This is a genomic window from Pseudomonas sp. SC3(2021), assembly GCF_019856535.1.
GTDB classification, from domain to species: Bacteria; Pseudomonadota; Gammaproteobacteria; order Pseudomonadales; family Pseudomonadaceae; genus Aquipseudomonas; species Aquipseudomonas monsensis.
Genome location: NZ_CP082236.1, coordinates 1,182,229 through 1,204,165 on the forward strand (window position 1 = coordinate 1,182,229; position 21,937 = coordinate 1,204,165).

17 protein-coding genes are annotated in these 21,937 nt (G+C 60.7%); 3 read left to right on the forward strand and 14 right to left on the reverse strand.

Annotated elements, in window-relative coordinates:
• Positions 1 to 17: 17 nt before the first annotated feature.
• Positions 18 to 1,481, forward strand: coding sequence for a protein adenylyltransferase SelO (gene selO / locus K5Y35_RS05200; RefSeq protein ID WP_222833821.1), 1,464 nt, complete (start codon positions 18 to 20; stop codon positions 1,479 to 1,481).
• A gap of 6 nt (positions 1,482 to 1,487) precedes the next feature.
• On the opposite strand, the gene K5Y35_RS05205 is transcribed toward selO, so the two are convergent.
• A complete protein-coding gene (locus tag K5Y35_RS05205) occupies positions 1,488 to 1,814 on the reverse strand; it encodes a type II toxin-antitoxin system HigA family antitoxin (RefSeq protein WP_261991241.1) in 327 nt (108 codons plus the stop codon).
• A 120-nt stretch (positions 1,815 to 1,934) separates the two neighbouring features.
• On the opposite strand from K5Y35_RS05205, the gene trxC reads away from it, so the two are divergent.
• Positions 1,935 to 2,369, forward strand: a complete 435-nt coding sequence (trxC, locus tag K5Y35_RS05210; RefSeq protein ID WP_123470775.1) for a thioredoxin TrxC — start codon at positions 1,935 to 1,937, stop codon at positions 2,367 to 2,369.
• 130 nt (positions 2,370 to 2,499) lie between these two features.
• Here the strand turns inward: trxC and K5Y35_RS05215 are convergent, their stop codons facing one another.
• Both K5Y35_RS05215 and K5Y35_RS05220 read right to left on the reverse strand, forming a co-directional pair.
• Positions 2,500 to 3,270: a ParA family protein gene (locus tag K5Y35_RS05215; protein ID WP_123470774.1), complete on the reverse strand. Its 771-nt coding sequence runs from the start codon at positions 3,268 to 3,270 to the stop codon at positions 2,500 to 2,502.
• Positions 3,271 to 3,546: 276 nt separating this feature from the next.
• Positions 3,547 to 4,449 (reverse strand): LysR family transcriptional regulator, encoded by a 903-nt coding sequence (locus K5Y35_RS05220; protein ID WP_123470769.1) that lies wholly within the window; start codon positions 4,447 to 4,449, stop codon positions 3,547 to 3,549.
• A gap of 118 nt (positions 4,450 to 4,567) precedes the next feature.
• Here K5Y35_RS05220 and K5Y35_RS05225 point away from each other — a divergent pair, with 118 nt between their 5' ends.
• On the forward strand, positions 4,568 to 5,842 hold the full coding sequence (locus tag K5Y35_RS05225) for an MFS transporter (RefSeq protein ID WP_222833822.1): 1,275 nt from the start codon (positions 4,568 to 4,570) through the stop codon (positions 5,840 to 5,842).
• A 177-nt stretch (positions 5,843 to 6,019) separates the two neighbouring features.
• Here the strand turns inward: K5Y35_RS05225 and hemE are convergent, their stop codons facing one another.
• The 11 genes from hemE to K5Y35_RS05280 form a co-directional block, all read right to left on the reverse strand.
• Positions 6,020 to 7,087: a uroporphyrinogen decarboxylase gene (hemE, locus tag K5Y35_RS05230; protein ID WP_083367241.1), complete on the reverse strand. Its 1,068-nt coding sequence runs from the start codon at positions 7,085 to 7,087 to the stop codon at positions 6,020 to 6,022.
• Between the two features lie 253 nt (positions 7,088 to 7,340).
• Complete coding sequence (locus K5Y35_RS05235; RefSeq protein ID WP_007909438.1) at positions 7,341 to 8,759, reverse strand: FAD-dependent oxidoreductase; 1,419 nt, start codon at positions 8,757 to 8,759, stop codon at positions 7,341 to 7,343.
• Positions 8,760 to 8,792: 33 nt separating this feature from the next.
• On the reverse strand, positions 8,793 to 13,238 hold the full coding sequence (gene gltB / locus K5Y35_RS05240) for a glutamate synthase large subunit (RefSeq protein WP_222833823.1): 4,446 nt from the start codon (positions 13,236 to 13,238) through the stop codon (positions 8,793 to 8,795).
• A 349-nt stretch (positions 13,239 to 13,587) separates the two neighbouring features.
• The gene (locus K5Y35_RS05245) at positions 13,588 to 15,177 is read right to left on the reverse strand and encodes an AAA family ATPase (RefSeq protein WP_123470763.1); all 1,590 of its coding nucleotides are present in this window, start codon (positions 15,175 to 15,177) and stop codon (positions 13,588 to 13,590) included.
• A 10-nt stretch (positions 15,178 to 15,187) separates the two neighbouring features.
• Positions 15,188 to 16,288 carry a 3-dehydroquinate synthase gene (aroB, locus tag K5Y35_RS05250; protein WP_123470762.1) on the reverse strand — a complete coding sequence of 367 codons (1,101 nt, stop codon included), beginning with the start codon at positions 16,286 to 16,288 and terminating at the stop codon, positions 15,188 to 15,190.
• A gap of 152 nt (positions 16,289 to 16,440) precedes the next feature.
• On the reverse strand, positions 16,441 to 16,959 hold the full coding sequence (gene aroK, locus K5Y35_RS05255) for a shikimate kinase AroK (protein ID WP_045122260.1): 519 nt from the start codon (positions 16,957 to 16,959) through the stop codon (positions 16,441 to 16,443).
• Positions 16,960 to 16,963: 4 nt separating this feature from the next.
• Positions 16,964 to 19,045, reverse strand: a complete 2,082-nt coding sequence (gene pilQ / locus K5Y35_RS05260) for a type IV pilus secretin PilQ (protein WP_222833824.1) — start codon at positions 19,043 to 19,045, stop codon at positions 16,964 to 16,966.
• A 13-nt stretch (positions 19,046 to 19,058) separates the two neighbouring features.
• A complete protein-coding gene (locus tag K5Y35_RS05265; RefSeq protein WP_222833825.1) occupies positions 19,059 to 19,586 on the reverse strand; it encodes a pilus assembly protein PilP in 528 nt (175 codons plus the stop codon).
• On the reverse strand, positions 19,583 to 20,206 hold the full coding sequence (gene pilO / locus K5Y35_RS05270) for a type 4a pilus biogenesis protein PilO (RefSeq protein ID WP_123470756.1): 624 nt from the start codon (positions 20,204 to 20,206) through the stop codon (positions 19,583 to 19,585). Before pilO ends, K5Y35_RS05265 begins: the two co-directional genes overlap by 4 nt.
• Positions 20,203 to 20,769, reverse strand: a complete 567-nt coding sequence (locus K5Y35_RS05275) for a PilN domain-containing protein (RefSeq protein ID WP_123470754.1) — start codon at positions 20,767 to 20,769, stop codon at positions 20,203 to 20,205. Before K5Y35_RS05275 ends, pilO begins: the two co-directional genes overlap by 4 nt.
• The gene (locus K5Y35_RS05280) at positions 20,769 to 21,833 is read right to left on the reverse strand and encodes a pilus assembly protein PilM (protein WP_123470753.1); all 1,065 of its coding nucleotides are present in this window, start codon (positions 21,831 to 21,833) and stop codon (positions 20,769 to 20,771) included. Before K5Y35_RS05280 ends, K5Y35_RS05275 begins: the two co-directional genes overlap by 1 nt.
• Positions 21,834 to 21,937: the final 104 nt, after the last annotated feature.

Below are 21,937 nucleotides of genomic sequence, written 5' to 3' on the forward strand. Positions count from 1 at the left end.
TCTGCTGGAGCCGGCCCTTGAAAGCCCTCGACGAACTGACCTTCGACAATCGCTTCGCCCGCCTGGGCGACGCGTTCTCCGCCCACGTGCTGCCCGAGCCGATCGACAATCCGCGTCTGGTCGTCGCCAGCCCGGCGGCCCTCACCTTGCTGGATCTCGACCCGGCGAGCGCCGAAACCGAGGAGTTCGCCGAACTGTTTGGCGGCCACAAGTTGTGGGCCGATGCCGAGCCGCGGGCGATGGTCTATTCCGGGCATCAGTTCGGCGGCTACACACCGCAACTGGGTGACGGTCGTGGCTTGTTGCTCGGCGAGGTCTACAACAGCGCTGGTGAGCACTGGGACTTGCACCTGAAGGGCGCCGGACAGACGCCGTTTTCACGCATGGGGGACGGTCGCGCCGTTCTGCGTTCATCAATCCGCGAGTTCCTCGCCTCCGAAGCGCTGCACGCGCTGAACATCCCGTCTTCGCGGGCCGCCTGCGTGATCGGTTCCGACACCCCGGTGTGGCGCGAGAAACAGGAACGTGCGGCGATGGTCCTGCGTCTGGCACCGAGCCATGTGCGCTTCGGCCACTTCGAATATTTCTACTACACCAAGCGTCCCGAGCAGCAGAAGCAACTCGGCGAGCACGTGTTGGCGATGCACTTCCCCGAGTGCCTGGAACAACCGGAGCCGTATCTGGCGATGTTCCGCGAGATCGTCGAGCGCAATGCCGCACTGATCGCCAAGTGGCAGGCCTACGGCTTCTGCCACGGCGTGATGAACACCGACAACATGTCGATCCTCGGCATCACCTTCGACTTCGGCCCGTTCGCGTTCCTCGATGATTTCGACGCCCACTTCATCTGCAACCATTCCGATGATCAGGGCCGCTACTCGTTCAGCAACCAGGTGCCGGTCGGCCAGTGGAACCTCAGCGCGCTGGCCCAGGCGTTGACGCCGTTCATCAGCGTCGAAGCCCTGCGCGAAACCCTCGGCCTGTACTTGCCCTTGTTCCAGGCGCATTACCTTGACCTGATGCGCCGCCGCCTCGGCTTTACCACGGCGGAAGAGGACGACCAACAGCTGCTGGAGAACCTGCTGCAACTGATGCAGAACAGCGGCGTCGATTACACGCTGTTCTTCCGCCGTCTCGGTGAAGAACCCGCCGAACAGGCCGTCGCCCGTTTGCGCGATGATTTCGTCGACATCAAGGGCTTTGACGCCTGGGGCGAACGCTACGTCGCCCGGGTCGCCCGCGACGGTGACACCGATCAGGCACAGCGCCGCACGCGAATGCACGCGGTCAATCCGCTGTACATCCTGCGCAATTATCTGGCGCAAAAAGCCATTGATGCGGCGGAGCAAGGCGATTACTCAGAAGTGCGCCGGCTGCATGCGGTGCTGAGCAAACCGTTTGAACAGCAGCCGGGGATGGAGGGTTATGCCGAGCGGCCGCCGGAGTGGGGCAAGCATCTGGAGATCAGTTGTTCGTCTTGAGTCGGTCTAGATAAACACGTCTACAGGCACCTTGAAGTGGTCCGCCAACCAGCGGACCTGCCGCAGGTTCAACTTGCGCTTGCCGTTCAGAATTTCTGAAACGACAGATTGAGTACCAACACCCGGCAGGTCGCTCTGGGTCAGTCCATGTTCGCGCATCATGTAGCCGAGGACCTCTTCGCCACTTGCCTCGGCCATGGGGTGATGTGTGCGATCCCATTCCGCAATCCAGTCACTGATGATCTCCGCCAGACTCGTGAGTGGATGCGACTCGTCATCGCCGGTTATTTCGAGGATCTCGTCGACTGCATATCGCAAATTGCGATAATGCAAGACAGACCAACGGCCACGCCGGTACGTCTTGGCCCAGGTCTTACGTTGAAAGCCGCATGATTGAAAATGTGAACAAACGCCTCCAACTAGGTGTTATCAGCTCACTTGCGGAATGCCCTCATGACCAACCCACTCCTCATCCCCTGCCCCTCCTGCAACGGCCTCAACCGCATCCCGGCCGAGCGCCTCGCGGACCAGCCAAAATGCGGGCGCTGCAAATCCGCCGTACTGCTGAGCAAGCCGTTCGAACTCAAGCAAGGCGACTACGCCAGCCAGATCAAGGGTGATCTGCCGCTGCTGGTGGACGTGTGGGCGGACTGGTGCGGGCCGTGCAAGTCGTTTGCACCGGTGTTCGAGCAGGCGGCGGCGCAGTTGGCGGGCAAGTGCCGGCTGGCCAAGCTGGACAGTGAGGCCAATCAGCAACTGTCGGCGCAGTTGGGGATTCGTTCGATTCCGAGCCTGATTCTATTCAGGAACGGTCGGGAAGTAGCGCGGCAGAGCGGCGCGTTTCCATTGCCGCAGTTGATGGCGTGGCTGCATAGCCAAGGCATCTGATACACCGTAAACCAAATTGTAGGAGTGAGCCTGCTCGCGATTGGGTTCTGTCAGTCCACTCAAGTGTTGGCTGAAAGGACCCCATCGCGAGCAGGCTCATTCCTACAGGGGATCTGCGTAGCCCAAGAGATCAGTGGTCTTCGAGCAAGTTGTGCAGCTCAACGAACTGCTGCGTCAGTTTGTGTTTCGGGTCGAGGTGAATCAGCGGCATGCTGGCCTGGTGCGATTCGCGCATGCGTACCGAACTGCTCAGATACACCGGCAACACCGGTAAACCTTCGGCAATCAACTCATCGAGAATCTGCTGGGGCAGGCTCGCCCGGGCCTGGAATTGGTTGACGACGATGCCTTCGACCTCCAGGCCTTCATTGTGGTCGTCTTTCAGCTCTTCGATTTCCGCGATCAGCCCGTATAGCGCCTGACGCGAGAAACTGTCGCAATCGAAGGGGATCAGCACGCGATCCGCAGCAATCAGCGCCGATACCGCGTAGAAGTTCAGCGCCGGTGGCGTATCGAGGTAGATCCGGTCGTAATCCTCGGACAATTCATCCAGCAACTTACGCAGCTTGTTGATCTTGTGCTTGGCCTCGAGCTTGGGCTGCAGGTCGGCCAGTTCAGCGGTGGCGGTGATGATATGCAGATTATCGAACGGGGTTTCGTAGATGTCGGCCTGATTCTTTTTCGAAAACGGCCCCGATGACAGCGTCTGCTTGAAGAAATCGGCAATGCCCATCGGGATGTCGTCGCCGGTGAGCCCTGTCAGATATTGAGTGGAGTTGGCCTGGGCATCGAGATCCACCAACAGCGTGCGATAACCCTCGCTGGCGCTGACCGCCGCCAGATTGCAGGCAATGCTGGATTTGCCCACGCCACCTTTCTGATTGAACACCACGCGCCGCATGACAAAACCTCCGTGTATCAAAGAATGACCGAGTGTAGATGCCTGCGCCCTCGCTTCGCTACCTTCACCGACACGGACTACAGCGCCTGGTGACAATATCCGCGTGCAGACGGGGCAAAAGCGGCCTTTGATCGCCGAGATACCTGACAGACAAGAGGCTGACCAACTGGAAAATGGACCCCTTGACGCCGCTTAGCACGTCCTTGAGCAAGGCACTCATCCGCCACGGCTCCAACTGCATGGGAGCGGGCTTGCTCACCAAGCGGCCAGCCGCCATTACCCAATTGAAGGCTCAACCTTGCGCGTGAGCAGGTCGACAAACGCCTTGGCCATCGGCGATTTCTGGTCCTTGCGCTGCACCAGCCACACCGCCGACACCGCCTCCGGATCAAGCAGCGGTCGATAGACCACGCCTTCAATGCGCATCCGCTGATAGGACGCCGGCAACACCGAAACCCCCAGCCCCGCCGCGACCAGACCGATGATGGTCATCGCCTCTCCGGCCTCTTGGGCGAAGTGCGGGCTGAATCCGGCATCACGCGCCAGACTCAGCAGTTGCGCATACAGCCCGCTGCCGTAGCTGCGCGGAAAGAACACGAACGGCTCCAGCGCCAGCGCCGAAAGGAAAAGCCCTTCCTCGCTGCCCTGCGCCAGCGGATGTTTGGAGCCAAGCACCGCCACCAGCGGCTCACGCATCAGCTCCACCACACTCAGCGAATCCGGCAGGCCCAGCGGACGCATGATGCCGACCTCGATCGACTCATCCACCAGCCCTTCGGCGACTTGCGTGCTGCTCATCTCACGAAGGTTAAGGTGCACCGCCGGAAAACGCTGGCGAAAGGCAAAGATCGCCTGGGGAATCGTCGAGTTGAACGGCGCCGATGAGGTAAAGCCGATCTTCAATTCGCCCAGCTCCCCCAATTGCGCACGTCTTGCGACATCCGCCGCTTTGTCGACCTGCGCCAGCACCAGCCGCGCTTCCTCCAGAAACAATCTGCCGGCTTCGCTCAGTTCGACCCGACGATTGGTCCGCTCGAACAATCGTGCACCGACCTCTTGTTCCAGCGCCTGAATCTGCTGGCTCAGCGGTGGCTGGGAAATACCCAGCACCTGTGCCGCGCGGCCGAAATGCAGCTCTTCGGCAACGGCGATGAAGTAGCGCAGGTGACGCAATTCCATGAACACCTCATTAGGTCGTTAAAGCTATCAAACAGGTCGAACAATATATTGGATAGAAACATTAGCCAGCTATATGATTTTTTCATTGCCTGCCTGGCCGTGCACCCCGAGGTCTGATGTGAAAACTGCTGTCGCACCCCTTGCCCACGAAGTCCCGCCTGCTGCGGCGGACGATGTCGTCGCCGAACTGCAAGAGATCTACATCGAAAAAGGCACGCCGATGTTCATGCGCACGGTACTGGCGCTGTTCAGCGGCGGGTTCGCGACCTTTGCCCTGCTGTACTGCGTGCAGCCAATGATGCCGCTGCTGTCCCACGAATACGGGATCAACGCGGCACAGAGCAGCCTGATTCTTTCGGTGGCCACCGGCATGCTCGCCATCGGCCTGCTGATCACCGGACCGATCTCTGATCGGGTCGGGCGCAAACCGGTGATGGTGACTGCGCTGTTCGCAGCGGCGCTGTGCACCATGGCCAGTGCAATGATGCCGAGTTGGGAAGGTGTGCTGATCATGCGCGCGCTGATCGGGCTGTCGCTCAGCGGACTGGCAGCGGTGGCGATGACTTATTTGAGTGAAGAGATCCATCCGCAACACATAGGCCTGGCGATGGGTTTGTACATCGGCGGCAACGCGATTGGCGGGATGAGCGGGCGGTTGATCACCGGGGTATTGATCGACTTCGTCAGCTGGCACACGGCGATGCTGGTGATTGGCGGTCTGGCGTTGATCGCGGCGGCGGTGTTCTGGAAGATCCTCCCCGAGTCGCGCAACTTCCGCTCGCGCTCGCTGCACCCGCGCAGTTTGCTCGACGGCTTCACCATGCATTTTCGCGATGCCGGTCTGCCGCTGCTGTTTCTTGAAGCATTCGTGCTGATGGGCGCGTTCGTCACGCTGTTCAACTACATTGGCTATCGCTTGCTGGCCGCGCCGTACAACCTAGATCAGGTGTTCGTTGGATTGTTGTCGGTGGTGTATCTGTCGGGCATCTACAGTTCGGCGAAAATCGGTTCACTCGCGGACAAACTGGGGCGGCGCAAAGTGTTGTGGGCGACGATTGCGCTGATGTTTGCCGGCCTTGCCTTGACGATGTTTACGCCGCTGTTGCTGGTGATTGTCGGCATGTTGATTTTCACCTTTGGCTTCTTTGGCGCGCACTCGGTGGCGAGTAGCTGGATCGGCCGACGCGCGACCAAGGCCAAGGGGCAGGCGTCGTCGTTGTATCTGTTCAGTTATTACGCGGGGTCGAGCATTGCCGGGACGGCAGGCGGGGTGTTCTGGCATTTGGGTGGCTGGAACGGGATTGGTCTGTTTATAGGCTCACTGTTGCTGATCGCGCTACTGGTGGCGTTGAAGCTGGCGAAGTTGCCGCCGCTCGGCGGTGTAAAAGCCTGACACAAAACCCAATGTGGGAGCGAGCTTGCTCGCGAAGGCGTTGTGTCAGTTGATGCAAAAGTTGCTGATCCACCGCTTTCGCGAGCAAGCTCGCTCCCACATTTCATCTGTGTCCGACGTTGAATCGTGGAAACAAAAACGCCCGGCATAAGCCGGGCGTTTTTTATGGTGTGGCGATCACTCGTGATACTGCGCCGACAGCTCATGCACCGCGCGCAGGAACGCACCGGCATGTTCCGGATCAACCTCTGGCGTGATGCCATGGCCAAGGTTGAACACATGCCCACTGCCCTTGCCGTAGCTGGCCAAGATGCGCCCGACTTCAGTGCGGATCGCTTCCGGTTTGGCGTACAGCACGGTCGGGTCCATGTTGCCTTGCAGTGCGACCTTGTCGCCGACGCGGGCGCGGGCGTTGCCGATGTCGCAGGTCCAGTCCAGGCCCAGGGCGTCAGCGCCGGCCTCGGCGATGCTTTCCAGCCACAGGCCGCCGTTCTTGGTGAAGAGGATCACCGGCACCTTGCGACCGTCGTGTTCGCGGATCAGGCCGCTGACGATTTTCTTCATGTAGGCCAGCGAGAACTCTTGATACGCCGCCGCCGACAGATTGCCGCCCCAGGTGTCGAAGATCTGCACCGCTTGCGCGCCGGCCATGATCTGGCCGTTGAGGTACGAGGTCACCGACTGCGCCAGCTTATCCAGCAGCAAGTGCATGGCTTGCGGGTTGTCGTAGAGCATCGCTTTGGTCTTGCGGAAGTCTTTCGACGAGCCGCCTTCAACCATGTACGTCGCCAGGGTCCACGGGCTGCCGGAGAAACCGATCAGCGGCACGCGCCCGTTCAGCTCACGACGGATGGTGCTGACCGCGTCCATCACGTAGCCGAGGTCCTTGTGCGGATCAGGGATCGGTAGCGCTTCGATGTCCGCCAGGGTGCTGACGACTTTCTTGAAACGCGGCCCTTCACCAGTCTCGAAGTACAGGCCCTGGCCCATCGCATCGGGAATAGTGAGGATGTCGGAAAACAGGATCGCCGCGTCCAGTTGCGGATAGCGGTCGAGCGGTTGCAGGGTGACTTCGCAGGCGAATTCCGGATTCATGCACAGGCTCATGAAGTCACCGGCGTGGGCACGGCTGGCGCGGTATTCCGGCAGGTAGCGGCCGGCCTGGCGCATCATCCACACCGGGGTGACGTCAACGGGTTGCTTGAGCAGGGCGCGGAGGAAACGGTCGTTCTTCAGGGCAGTCATGTCGGCATCCGGAAAAAAAGTGCGGGCATTTTCTCAGAGCGCGACGCAAAAGGCACGGATGCAGGTCAGCCTTTTGTCTATCGGGTCAATTTATTGCGTTGGAAATGCGTTCTCAGCAACACCGAGAAACAACTGTGGGAGCGAGCTTGCTCGCGAAGAGGGCTTCACATTCAACATTGCTGTTGGCTGATCCACCGCTTTCGCGAGCAAGCTCGCTCCCACAGGGTTATTGCTTTTGACTCAGGATCCGGGTTTAGACGCCCAGGTAATCGAGGATCCCTTCGGCGGCATTGCGGCCTTCGAAGATCGCCGTCACCACCAGGTCGGAACCGCGCACCATGTCGCCACCGGCAAAGATTTTCGGATTGCTGGTCTGGTGCTTGTACTGACCTTGCTCAGGCGCCACAACGCGGCCCTGGCTGTCGGTCTGGATCTCGAACTGCTCGAACCACGGCGCCGGGCTAGGGCGGAAGCCGAAAGCGATAACCACGGCGTCCGCCGGGATGATCTCTTCGGAACCCGGGATCGGCTCTGGGCTGCGACGGCCACGGGCATCCGGTTCGCCGAGACGGGTCTCGACCACCTTCACGCCTTCGACCTTGTCTTCACCGACAATGGCGATCGGCTGGCGGTTGTAGAGGAATTTCACGCCTTCTTCCTTGGCGTTCTTCACCTCTTTGCGCGAGCCGGGCATGTTCGCTTCGTCACGACGATACGCGCAGGTCACCGACTTGGCGCCCTGACGGATCGACGTACGGTTGCAGTCCATCGCCGTGTCGCCGCCGCCCAGCACCACAACCTTTTTGCCTTTCATGTCGACGAAATCTTCCGGCGACTTTTCAAAGCCCAGGTTGCGATTGACGTTGGCGATCAGGAAGTCCAGTGCGTCATAGACGCCCGGCAGGTCCTCACCGGCAAAACCGCCCTTCATGTAGGTGTAGGTGCCCATGCCCATGAACACTGCATCGTATTCGGCGAGCAGTTGTTCCATGGTCACGTCTTTACCGACTTCGGTGTTCAGACGGAACTCGATGCCCATGCCAGTGAAGACTTCGCGACGATTGCTCAGCACGGTCTTCTCCAGCTTGAACTCGGGGATGCCGAAGGTCAGCAGACCGCCGATTTCCGGGTTCTTGTCGAACACCACCGGGGTTACGCCGCCACGCACCAGCACGTCGGCACAACCGAGGCCCGCCGGGCCCGCGCCGATGATCGCGACACGCTTGCCGGTCGGTTTGACCTTGGACATGTCCGGGCGCCAGCCCATGGCGAACGCGGTGTCGGTGATGTACTTCTCGACCGAACCGATGGTTACCGCACCGAAACCGTCGTTGAGGGTGCAGGCACCCTCGCACAGACGATCCTGTGGGCACACCCGGCCGCAGACTTCCGGCAGGGTGTTGGTCTGGTGCGACAGCTCGGCGGCCTGCAGGATGTTGCCCTCGGCGACCAGCTTCAGCCAGTTGGGAATGAAGTTGTGCACCGGGCACTTCCATTCGCAATACGGGTTGCCGCAACCCAGGCAGCGGTGGGCCTGATCGGCCGACTGCTGGGGTTTGAACGGTTCGTAGATTTCGACGAACTCTTTCTTGCGTTGACGCAACAGTTTCTTCTTCGGATCTTTGCGCCCGACATCGATGAACTGGAAGTCGTTATTCAGACGTTCAGCCATTGTTAAAACCTCATCAAACTCTTCAGGCGCATATCACTGCGGGTTGGCACGAGTGCTGGAAAGCAACGATTTCAGGTTGGCAGCCTTCGGCTTGACCAGCCAGAAACGGCGCAAGTAGTCATCGAGGTTTTCGGCGAGTTCACGACCCCACTCGCTGTCGGTTTCGGTGACGTACTCGTTCAGCACGTTTTGCAGGTGGCTGCGATAGGCTTCCATCGCCTCGCCGCTGATCCGCTGGATTTCCACCAGTTCGTGGTTGACCCGGTCAACGAAGGTGTTGTCCTGGTCGAGCACGTAGGCGAAACCACCGGTCATGCCAGAGCCGAAGTTGTAACCGGTCTTGCCCAGAACGCAGACAAAACCACCGGTCATGTACTCGCAGCAGTGATCGCCAGTGCCTTCCACAACCGTGTGGGCACCGGAGTTACGCACGGCAAAACGCTCGCCTGCGGTGCCGGCGGCGAACAGCTTGCCGCCCGTGGCGCCGTACAGGCAGGTGTTGCCGATGATGGCGCTTTCCTGAGTCTTATAAACGCTGCCCTTCGGCGGCACGATGGTCAGCTTGCCACCGGTCATGCCTTTGCCGACGTAGTCGTTGGCATCGCCTTCGAGGTACATGTTCAGACCGCCGGCGTTCCACACGCCGAAGCTCTGCCCGGCAGTGCCCTTGAAGCGGAAGGTGATTGGCGCTTTCGCCATGCCCTGGTTGCCGTGCTTGCGGGCGATTTCGCCGGAGATCCGTGCGCCGATCGAACGGTCGCAGTTGCAGATATCCAGGTCGAACTCGGCACCACTGAGGTCGTTGATTGCCGACGAGGCCATCTCGACCATTTTTTCGGCCAGCAGGCCCTGGTCGAATGGCGGGTTGCGTTCAACGCCGCAGAACTGCGGTTTGTCCGCCGGGATGTGATCGCTGCCCAGCAGCGGGGTCAGGTCCAGGTGATGTTGCTTGGCGGTCTGGCCTTCGAGGATTTCCAGCAGATCAGTGCGACCGATCAGTTCTTCGAGGGAGCGCACACCAAGCTTGGCCAGCCACTCACGTGTTTCTTCGGCGACGTAGGTGAAGAAATTCACCACCATGTCGACGGTGCCGATGTAGTGATCCTTGCGCAGCTTCTCGTTCTGCGTCGCGACGCCAGTGGCGCAGTTGTTCAGGTGGCAGATGCGCAGGTATTTGCAGCCCAGGGCGATCATCGGCGCAGTACCGAAGCCGAAGCTTTCGGCGCCGAGGATGGCAGCCTTGATCACGTCGAGGCCGGTTTTCAGGCCGCCGTCGGTCTGCACCCGGACTTTGCCGCGCAGGTCGTTGCCGCGCAGAGTCTGGTGGGTTTCAGCCAGACCGAGTTCCCACGGAGCGCCAGCGTATTTGATCGAGGTCAGCGGCGAAGCGCCGGTGCCACCGTCGTAGCCGGAGATGGTGATCAGGTCCGCGTAGGCCTTGGCCACACCGGCGGCGATGGTGCCGACGCCCGCTTCAGCCACGAGTTTCACCGACACCAGTGCCTTCGGGTTGACCTGTTTCAGGTCAAAGATCAGCTGCGACAAGTCTTCGATCGAATAGATGTCGTGGTGCGGCGGCGGCGAAATCAGGGTCACGCCCGGCACTGCATAACGCAGCTTGGCGATCAGCCCGTTCACTTTGCCGCCCGGCAGTTGCCCGCCTTCGCCCGGTTTGGCGCCTTGGGCGACCTTGATCTGCAGCACTTCAGCGTTGACCAGGTATTCCGGGGTCACGCCGAAACGGCCAGTCGCGACCTGCTTGATTTTCGAGCTCTTGATGGTGCCGTAGCGCGCCGGATCTTCGCCGCCTTCGCCGGAGTTGGAACGCGCGCCGAGGCGGTTCATGGCTTCGGCCAGCGCTTCGTGCGCTTCCGGCGACAGGGCGCCCAGCGAGATACCGGCGGAGTCAAAGCGCTTGAGCACCGATTCCAGTGGTTCGATTTCACTGATGTCCAGCGGTGTGTCGAGGGTCTTGACCTTGAACAGGTCACGGATCATCGACACCGGACGGTTGTCCACCAGCGAGGTGTATTCCTTGAACTTGGCGTAGTCGCCCTGCTGCACAGCGGCTTGCAGGGTGTTGACCACGTCCGGGTTGTACGCGTGATATTCACCACCGTGAACGAACTTCAGCAGACCGCCCTGCTGGATCGGCTTGCGCGGACTCCAGGCTTCGGTGGCCAGTGCTTTCTGTTCGGCTTCGATGTCGACGAAACGCGCACCCTTGATGCGGCTCGGCACGCCACGGAAGCTCAGCTCGCAGACTTCTTCGGACAGGCCGATGGCCTCGAACAGCTGCGCACCACGGTACGAAGCGATGGTCGAGATGCCCATCTTCGACAGGATCTTCAGCAGGCCTTTGGTGATGCCTTTACGGTAGTTCTTGAACACCTCGTAGAGGTCGCCCAGCACTTCACCGGTACGGATCAGGTCACCCAGCACTTCGTAGGCGAGGAACGGATACACCGCCGAGGCGCCGAAACCGATCAGCACCGCGAAGTGATGCGGGTCACGGGCGGTGGCGGTTTCAACGAGGATGTTGGAATCGCAGCGCAGGCCTTTTTCGGTCAGGCGGTGGTGCACCGCGCCGGTGGCCAGCGAGGCATGGATCGGCAGTTTGCCCGGCGCGATATGACGGTCGCTCAGGACGATCTGGGTCCGGCCGGCGCGCACGGCTTCTTCGGCCTGATCGGCGACGTTGCGGATCGCCGCTTCGAGGCCGACGCTTTCCTCGTAGTTGAGGTCGATGATCTGCCGCTCGAAACCCGGACGGTCGAGGTTCATCAGCGAGCGCCACTTGGCCGGCGAGATCACTGGCGAGCTGAGGATCACGCGCGAGGCGTGTTCCGGCGATTCCTGGAAAATGTTGCGCTCGGCACCGAGGCAGATTTCCAGCGACATCACGATCGCTTCCCGCAGCGGGTCGATCGGCGGGTTGGTGACCTGCGCGAACTGCTGGCGGAAGTAGTCGTACGGCGTGCGCACACGTTGCGACAGCACGGCCATCGGCGTGTCGTCGCCCATCGAGCCCACGGCTTCGTAGCCTTGTTCGCCGAGCGGACGCAGGACCTGATCGCGCTCCTCGAACGTGACCTGATACATCTTCATGTATTGCTTGAGCTGATCGACGTCGTAGAACGCCGAACCGTGGTCGTTGTCTTCCATGGTTGCCTGAATACGCAGGGCATTCTTGCGCAGCCATTGCTTGTACGGATGACGGGACTTCAGACGGTTGTCGATCGCATCGGTGTCGAGGATCTGCCCGGTTTCGGTGTCCACGGCGAAGATCTGGCCAGGGCCGACACGACCTTTGGCAATCACGTCTTCCGGTTTGTAGTCCCACACGCCGATTTCCGAGGCGAGGGTGATGAAACCGTTCTGGGTGGTGACCCAGCGCGCCGGACGCAGACCGTTACGGTCGAGCAGGCACACCGCGTAGCGACCGTCGGTCATGACCACGCCGGCCGGGCCGTCCCACGGCTCCATGTGCATCGAGTTGTACTCGTAGAACGCACGCAGGTCCGGGTCCATGGTTTCAACGTTCTGCCACGCCGGCGGAATGATCATCCGCACGCCACGGAACAGGTCGATGCCACCGGTGACCATCAGTTCGAGCATGTTGTCCATGCTCGAGGAGTCGGAACCGACACGGTTGACCAGCGGGCCGAGCTCTTCCAGATCCATCAGATCGTTGGTGAACTTGGTCCGACGGGCCTGGGCCCAGTTGCGGTTACCGGTAATGGTGTTGATCTCGCCGTTGTGGGCGAGGAAGCGGAATGGCTGAGCCAGCGGCCATTTCGGCAGGGTGTTGGTGGAGAAGCGCTGGTGGAACACGCAGATTGCGGTTTGCAGGCGCTCGTCACTCAGGTCTGGATAAAACGCGGCCAGGTCGGCCGGCATCATCAGGCCTTTATAGATGATGGTCTTGTGCGAAAAGCTGCAGATGTAGTGGTCGGTGTCGGCGGCGTTGGCCACCGACGAACGACGACGGGCACTGAACAGCTTGACCGCCATGTCCTGATCGCTCAGGCCTTCGCCGCCGATGTACACCTGCTCGATCTGTGGCAGACGCTCAAGGGCCAGGCGGCCGAGGACGCTGGTGTCGATTGGCACTTTGCGCCAGCCGATCAGTTGCAGGCCTTCAGCGAGGATCTCGCGATTCATGTTCTCGCGAGCGGCTTCGGCCTTGACCGGATCCTGGTTGAAGAAAACCATGCCCACCGCGTATTGCTTGGGCAACTCGACACTGAAGGCTTCCTGGGCAATGGCTCGCAGGAACGCATCAGGTTTTTGAATCAGCAGACCGCAACCGTCACCGGTCTTGCCGTCGGCATTAATCCCACCGCGGTGGGTCATGCAGGTCAGGGCCTCGATGGCCGTTTGCAAAAGGGTATGACTGGGTTCGCCCTGCATATGGGCTATCAGGCCGAAACCGCAGTTATCCTTGAATTCATCTGGTTGGTACAGACCTGCTTTCATAGACACTTTCTCACCAGGCTGCCTCTTTTCGAGGCAAATTTCTTTTCAATTCAACCACTTGCATCCTGCGCCGAACGTACGCCGGCTTAGCGGGGGCAAAAGGGTGGTCATTGTACACAGCGACACAGAGGCTCACAAATTTGACGACGAAATGTCGCAAATTCATGTCGCATTTGTGAAAGGTTTAAAGCGATCTGCTGTGCTAGTCAAAACTTTTTTAATTTTGACCGCAACGACTCAAAGACTACTGTGACGCAGACACCACAAGGCACGCGACCTGGAAGGAAGCGCGCACTCGTAGAAATTTTGAGGTGCTTGGAGAGGCGGCCTGGGTAAGGCCGCCGAATCTTCAGCGAGTTGTTGCCAGTTCCTGTTGGACGCTGGCGACAGTGCGAGGCCAAGGTTTACCAGCCTGAACCTTCGCTGGCAAGGCCTTGATGGCAGAAACGGCTGCATCACGATTGGCGAAGTTGCCGTAGGTGATCACGTAGAGAGGCTTGCCGTTGAGAACTTTCTTGAAATAACGGTACTCGCCGCCCTGCTCCTTGACGAAGTTTTGCGCGGCCGCTTCAGAGCTGGTGCCGAGGATCTGCACCACGTAGTTACTGGTCGGCTGACCGGCGTACCAACTGCCACCGGCTGCTTTGGCCACGGTAACCGGCTTCTCGGCCGGTTTGGCGGCCGCTACAGGCTTGGCCGGCGCAGGAGCCGGTTTCGCCGCTGGCGCTGCCGGAGCAGGCTTCGCGGTGGCGACCTGAGTCGGCGCCGGAGCAGGCTTGGCCGCCGGGACAGGCACCGGCGTTGGCGCAGGACCTGCCGGAACACCCGCAGGCGGTGCGGAAGTGGTGACGGTCGGCGGCGTCGCGCTGGAGCCTTCGACCGGCACGCCGTCGTCACCTTCAGTGATGCCACCCGCGGCTTCAGCCAACGGACCACGCATCACCGGTTGCGAGTTGCCGACCAGCGGCAACGGCATCGGCTGCGTATTGCCGGCGAACTCGACGTTCGGCGCGCCGCCATTGGCACCCTGCCCCAATGGCAACTGTGCCTGTTCATTGGCAGGAGCGCCGGTGGTTGGCGCCTTGTTGCGACCCGGCATCAGCCAGGCAGCGGCGACCGCGACCACAACGACGGCGGAAATCGCCAATACGTGTTTCTTCGGCATGTTGAACCCCATACTTGGACGCTTGACCGCAGAGCGGCTGGCAATCATGACTTCGATCAGAGCATCGCGAGCGACCTGGTTGATGTTGCCCGGCCAACCCTCGGCACTTTCGTGAATATCAGAGATCTGATCTGCGGTGAAAAGTTCGACACCCCGGCCGGCACCTTCCAGCCGTTGGTCGAGATACTCGCGGGTCTCTTCTTCGGTGTACGGCTGCAACTCGATGACGTGGAAACGCTCTTCTTCGAGTTGCAAGGCCTCGAGTTGCGCGATCAGCGACGACTCGCCGAACAGGAACACGTGCGGGCGACCTTCCGGAGCCCCGGCACCCAGCGCCATCAGGGCTTCAAGGGCGGATTCGTCGAGCTGCTCGGCGTCATCCACCAGCAAGTAGACTTCCTGGCCGGTCAGTGCGAGCTGAACCACTTGCGCCAGAATCGCGCCGACGTCGGCTTGTGCCACGTCCAGCGCCTGAGCCACCTGACGCAACAGGCCAGCGGCATCACCGGCGCCACGGGCGGAAACGACCACGCTTTGCACCGATTGCTTGTTGGTGCTGGCGACCAGCGCCTGGCGCAGCAATGTCTTGCCGCTGCCTTGCGGCCCCGTGACCACCAGCAGCAACTGGCTGTAACGGGCCAGATGATGCAGCTGCCCGAGCACCGGCTTGCGCTGGGCCGGGAAGAATTTGAAGCCCGGCACCCGTGGCGCGAACGGGTCGTGACTTAACTGGAAATGGCCGAGAAACGCCTCGTCGGCATGCAAACTAGTCATCGGAATCTTATTAACCTTTAAGCTGAGCCAGGGCGCGGTAGTCCGCTCCCAGCGTGGCCTGTAAAACCTCTTTCGGATAATCGGCGGTCACTACCGCTTCGCCCATCCGGCGCAGCAGCACCAGGCGCAGACGACCGTCGATCACTTTTTTGTCGATTGCCATGTGTTCGAGAAAATCGGCTTCGGTCATTTCTTCCGGTGGAATCACCGGCAGACCGGCCCGCTGGAACAGACGAATGCCGCGATCACGCTCCTGTTCGCTGATCCAGCCCAGACGCGCCGACATCTCCAGCGCCATCACGGTGCCAGCCGCGACCGCTTCCCCATGCAACCAGACACCATAGCCCATGTGGGTCTCGATGGCGTGGCCGAAGGTATGACCGAGGTTGAGCGTGGCGCGCACGCCGGTTTCCTTCTCATCGGCGCCGACCACCGCAGCCTTGGCTGCGCACGAGCGCTCGATCGCATAAGTCAGGGCTTTCTGGTCCAGCGCGCGGAGGGCGTCGACGTTGTCTTCGAGCCAGGTCAGGAACGGCTCGTCGCAGATCAGGCCGTACTTGATGACTTCCGCCAGCCCGGCCGACAGCTCACGCGCCGGCAGGGTTTTCAGGGAAGCGGTATCGATCAGCACCACGTTCGGCTGATAGAACGCGCCGACCATGTTCTTGCCCAGCGGATGGTTGATCCCGGTCTTGCCGCCCACCGACGAGTCGACCTGGGACAGCAAAGTGGTCGGGATCTGGATGAAATCGACACCGCGCTGGTAACAGGCCGCAGCGAAACCAGCCATGTCACCGATAACACCGCCGCCGAGGGCAATCACTGTGGTGCGGCGGTCATGACGAGCGGTCAGCAGACCGTCGAAGATCAGTTGCAGAGTTTCCCAGTTCTTGAAGGCTTCGCCGTCGGGCAACACCACCGAGATCACCGAGAACTGCGCCAGGCTGCGGGTCAGACGTTCGAGATAGAGCGGCGCAACGGTTTCGTTGGAGATGATTGCCACTTGCCGCCCGTGGATATGCGGAGCCAGCAGCTCGGGCTGATCCAACAAACCTTCGCCAATATGAATCGGGTAGCTGCGCTCGCCTAGATCGACCTTGAGTGTCTGCATGTGTCCCCACAGTGAAGATGGAAGCAGGCGTCCTGCCCTGAATTATTGGTTGTCTGCGGCCTGTAGCGGGTATGACGCCGCTCGCACGCCATCCGCCACAACCTCGGCGGGCTGTGACAGGACGCCGAGGATAGCGCATTTCGGGCGATGCTTTAACGGGGTGGAAGCTGCGCGAGGCGATCAAGAATGTCGAGCACCACCATGCGTGGTGGCCGTTCGTCGGTTTCCACCACCAGATCGGCGATTTCCCGATAAAGCGGATCACGGATCGCGAGGAGGTCACGCAGGGTTTTCGCCGGATCGGCGGTGCGCAGCAACGGCCGATTGCGATCACGCGAGGTGCGGCCCACTTGCTGTTCGACGGAGGCATGCAGATACACCACTCGCCCACCCTCATGCAGGGCCTTGCGATTGGCATCACGCATCACCGCGCCGCCACCGGTGGCCAGCACCACGCCGTCGAACGCGCACAGCTCGGCGATCATCGCCTGCTCACGGTCACGAAAGCCGGGCTCGCCTTCCTTGTCGAAGATCCACGGGATATTGGCGCCCGTGCGCAGTTCAATTTCCTTGTCGGAATCTTTGAACGGCAGGCGCAGCTCTTTGGCCAGCAACCGGCCGATGGTGCTTTTGCCAGCGCCCATCGGTCCTACAAGAATCAAATTTCGCACAGAATCAACGACTCACAGCAATCGCCTGGTTATTCATGATACGCGGAGTGAGAAATACCAGCAGCTCGGATTTTTTCTCCGAAACCACATCACGCCGGAAAAGGCGGCCAAGATACGGCACATCGCCAAGAAATGGCACCTTATCTACAACCTTGCTTTGAGTATTTGAGAAAACGCCCCCAATCACGATGGTTTCGCCGTCATTCACCAGTACTTTGGCGTTGACCTCGTTTTTCTTGATCGGCGGTACATCCTGCACTTTGTTCAGGTAGTCCGGTTCGTCCTTGGTGACCTTCACTTCCATGATGATGCGGTTGTCGGGCGTGATCTGCGGCGTCACCTCCAGCGACAGCGAAGCCTCCTTGAACGACACCGACGTCGCCCCGCTGGAGCTGGCTTCCTGGTACGGAATCTCGGTGCCCTTGAGGATCTTCGCGGTCTCCTTGTCGGAGGTGACCACCTTCGGCTGGGAGACAATTTCGCCGTTGCCGGTTTTTTCCATCGCTGTCAGCTCAAGATCGAGCAATACATTGTCGGTGATGAACGCAATGCCGATCCCGGACGTGTTGCCGACCGTGCCCATGTCGACGAACGGCGAGTTGGTGCTGGTGCTGCCCGGCGTGCCAATGGTGGTGGAGTTGCCGTTACTGACCCCGGACGTGTTCCAGTTGCCCTTGTTCTGGATCGAACCGCCCCAGCGCACGCCCAGGCTCTTGTCGTAATCGACGTTGGCCTCGACGATCCGCGCCTCGATCATCACCTGGCGTACCGGGATATCCAGCTGCGCCACAATCCGCCGCAGTTCGTCGAGGCGATCCTGGGTCTGGTAGGCAATGATGTTGTTGGTGCGCTCATCGACCGTGATCGAGCCACGCTCATCGACTTTCGCTTCGGCGCTGGTCACCGACTGGAACAGTTTGGCGATGTCGGCCGCCTTGGCGTAGTTCACTTGCAGCAGTTCGCGGCGCAACGGCGCCAGTTCGGCGATCTGCTTCTGCGACTCCAGTTCCTGGCGCTCACGGGCGGCGATTTCATCGGCGGGTGCCACCAGCAGCACATTGCCGATCTTGCGTTTATCCAGCCCCTTGGTTTTCAGCACCAGATCCAGCGCCTGATCCCACGGCACGTTCTGCAGGCGCAAGGTGATACCGCCCTGCACTGTGTCGCTGGCGACCAGATTGAGGTTGGTGAAGTCGGCGATCAATTGCAGTACCGAGCGCACGTCGATGTCCTGGAAGTTCAACGAGAGCTTTTCGCCGACGTAGCTGTTGCGGTCGGCATTACGCTTTTGCAGATCGTCGACCGTCATCGGGCGGACGCTGACGGTCAGTTTGTTGTCGGTCTGGAAAGTCGAATACTCGTAAGTGCCGCCGGGTTCGACGGTGACCACCGTGCGATCACCGCTCACCCCGGCATTGACGAACTGCACCGGCGTGGCGAAATCCTTGACGTCGAGCCGTACTCGCAGTTTCTCCGGCAACTGAGTACGGGCGAAGCTGAGGATGATCTTGCCGTCATGCTCCTGGATATCCGGGGCAATGGTCGGGTCGGACAGGTCGATGACCACATTGCCCTCGCCCGCCGTACCGCGCTGGAAATCGACACCGCGAATCGCTCGGCTTTTCGCCACGAAGGCCTTGGCCGGAGCAGCAGCGACGGTCGTCGCACGGGGTACGGCGGCTGCGGGACGGGGGGCCGCAACCGGCGCGCCCTGGCCGACCACCACGTACAGAGTATTGCCCTCCACTCGCGTGTTATAGGGCGCCAACTGCGTGAGGCTGACGATCAGCCGCGTCCGGTCCTTGGCCTCGACCACCGTGGCAGTGCGCGCATTGCCACTGCCCAGATCGAAATTTTTGCTCGCCAACTGACTGGCGACACCGGGCAAATCCACAGCGATGCGCGCCGGCGACTCGGTGGTGTAGCCCTTGGGCTGCGGTGGCGGGCCGTCGAACGACAACTTCAGTTCGACGCGGTCGCCCGGCAATGCCGCCACGTCCAGCGCCTTCAGGTTGGCAGCGAGTACCATCGGCGACATCAGCGCTATCCATAGCGAAAAACCGAGGGTGGAGAAAATCCTGTTCATTGTTCGACTTCCACTATGAGTGCACTTTCAAAGGAATGGTGCGTGGTCGTTCCAGCCAGGCGCCCTGACCGTCGGGAACGATTTCGACCACATCGACCTGGGTCGCGCTGATGGCCACGATGCGGCCGTCGTTGCGCCCCAGGTAATCGCCGACCTTCAACCGATGCACACCGCCCGCCCCGCGCAACAGCGCAAAAGAGCCAGAGGCATTGGCAATGGTGCCGACCATCTCGAACTGCTCGATGTTGAAACCTTCGAGGTATTGCTTGACCCGATTGGGGTCGGGTTTGACGTTGCGCGAACCCTGCTTCTGTCCCGCCAGGTCAACCCGCACCTGACGGGAAAACGGACTGCGCAGATTGGCAGCGCTGTAGGTGAATGTGGGGTAAGACCGGAATGTCGGCGTTGGTTCAATCTTGCCCGGCGGACGCAGGCGCACTTCATTCATGTAGGCGTCGAGGTCGCTGAAGTCACTGCTGCCCCCGCAGCCGCTCAAGGCCAGCAGCGCCACCGGCAAGACCAGATTACGAATCGGGGTCATTTCTGCAGCCCCTTGTCGTTGTAGCGGTAGGTCTTGGCGAGGATGCTCATGCGCAGTTTCGGCCCGCCTTCGGGGCTGGCCGGCGCCAGTTCGAAATCATGCAAGGTGACAATCCGCGGCAGGCCGGCCACGCCGCTGACGAAGGTCGCCAGGTCGTGATAGGCGCCCGTCACGGTGATCTGGATCGGCAACTCGATGTAGAACGGTTGCGTCACCTCCGGCAGCAGTTTGATCTCTTCGAATTCCAGCCCGCTGCCCAGCCCGGTACGGGTGATGTCCTCCAGCAAACCGGGGACTTCAGTGTCACTGGGCAATTGCCGCAACAGCACGCCAAAGGAGTTCTCCATCTCCTTCATTTGCTGGGTGTACAACTCCAGGTTTGCCGACAGGCGCGCCTTGCTGGCGAACTGGTCTTTGAGCGTGGTCTCCTCCTCGCGCCTGGCTTCGAGCTGGCTCTGCATGTCGCTTATGAAAAAGTTATAACCAAGCGCCAGCACCAGCACCATCAACAGCACCCCGGTGATGGCTTTCACGGCCCCAGGCCAGGAACCGATGTTGCTCGTGTCCAAGTCGTTGAAGTCGATATTGCGCAGGCTGTCCAGCCACTCGGACGGCTTCATTGGTCGTCCTCCAGACTTTTCGGCTGGGTCTGACGAACAGTCAGTTCAAAGGTATTGGACTGTTCCACCTGATCGGCGGAGGTGGCTTTGACTTCATTCAGGCTCGGTGCGTCGAACCAGTCGGACGCATCCAGATTGCGCATCAGCTCGGACACCCGGTTGTTCGACTCCGCCGCGCCGCTGATGGAGAGGGTCTTGCCGAGCCTTTTCACCTTGGTGAAATACACGCCGTCGGGCAGTGTGCGCGCCAGCTGATCGAAGATCCGCCCGCTGACCTGCCGGTTGCCCTGCAGATCCTGGATGATGCGCATGCGCTCGACCAGTTGCTGGCGATGGGCCTTGAGCTCACTGATCTGTTTGATCCGTTCGTCGACGACGGCGATCTGTTTGCCGATGTAGTCGTTGCGCGCGATTTGCCGGTCGATTGCCGCGCTGATGACCTGATCGGCGATAAACACGGCACCGATCGAGCCGACCACCACGCCGGTCAGTGCCAGCAGGAAGCGTTTGCGCCGCTCTTCGCGGCGCTCCTCGCGCCAGGGTAGAAGGTTGATCCGCGCCATCAGTCGAAACTCCGCAGCGCGAGCCCGCAGGCAATCATCAGGGCCGGCGCATCACTGGCCAGGGCCCCGGCGTTGACCTTGCTGCTCAGGGCCATGTCGAAAAACGGGTTGGCGACCTGGGTCGGGGTGTTCAGGCGCTGCTCGATCAAACGATCCAGACCCGGCACCGAGGCCGTGCCGCCGGCCAATAAAATGTGATCGACCGCGTTGTACTGGCCAGAAGCGAAAAAGAACTGCAACGAGCGCGACACCTGCTGTACCAGTGCCTCGCGAAACGGCTGCAAGACCTCGCTGACGTAATCGTCGGGCAGTCCGCCCTGCTTTTTCGCCAACCCGGCCTGTTCGACCGTCAGGCCATAACGCCGCTGGATTTCCTCGGTCAGTTGCCGGCCGCCGAACAATTGCTCGCGGGTGTAGATGATCTTGCCGTTGTGCAGGACGCTGAGGGTGGTCATGGTCGCGCCGATGTCGACCACGGCCACGGTCAGACGCTCCTGGGACACCGCCAGTTGCGTGGCAAGCAGGCCGAACGAGCGCTCCAGCGCGTAGGCCTCGACATCCACCACGCGCGCCGTCAACCCGGCGAGGGCCAGCGCCGCCTCGCGAACTTCGACGTTTTCCTTGCGACAGGCGGCGAGCAGCACGCTGACGCGCTCGGGATTGCGCGGGGACACGCCCTGGACTTCGAAGTCGATGGCCACTTCGTCCAGCGGGTAGGGAATGTATTGATCGGCCTCGATCTTGAGCTGGTTTTCCAGTTCGTCGTCGGACAGTCCGGCATCCATTTCGATGATCTTGGTGATCACCGCTGAACCGGCCACGGCCACGGCCACGCTCTTGAGCCCGGTGCGCGCCTTGACCAGCACCCGGCTCAGGGCGTGCCCGACGCCTTCGAGTTCGGCGATGTTTTTCTCGACCACGGCATTCGCGGGCAACGGCTCCACCGCGTACGCTTCGACCCGGTAGCGATCACCCTGACGGCTCAGTTCCAGCAACTTGACCGAAGTGGAGCTGATGTCGATCCCCAGTAACGTATTGGCCTTTTTATTGAAGAGTCCCAGCACTACCAATTCCCTATGACTTTCCGTGAGTTACGGACTCTGTAATACGCTTTGCGTTCCTTCACCCCGTCTTGACAGAAGCGCAAATGACGCCCCCAGCAGAAAAG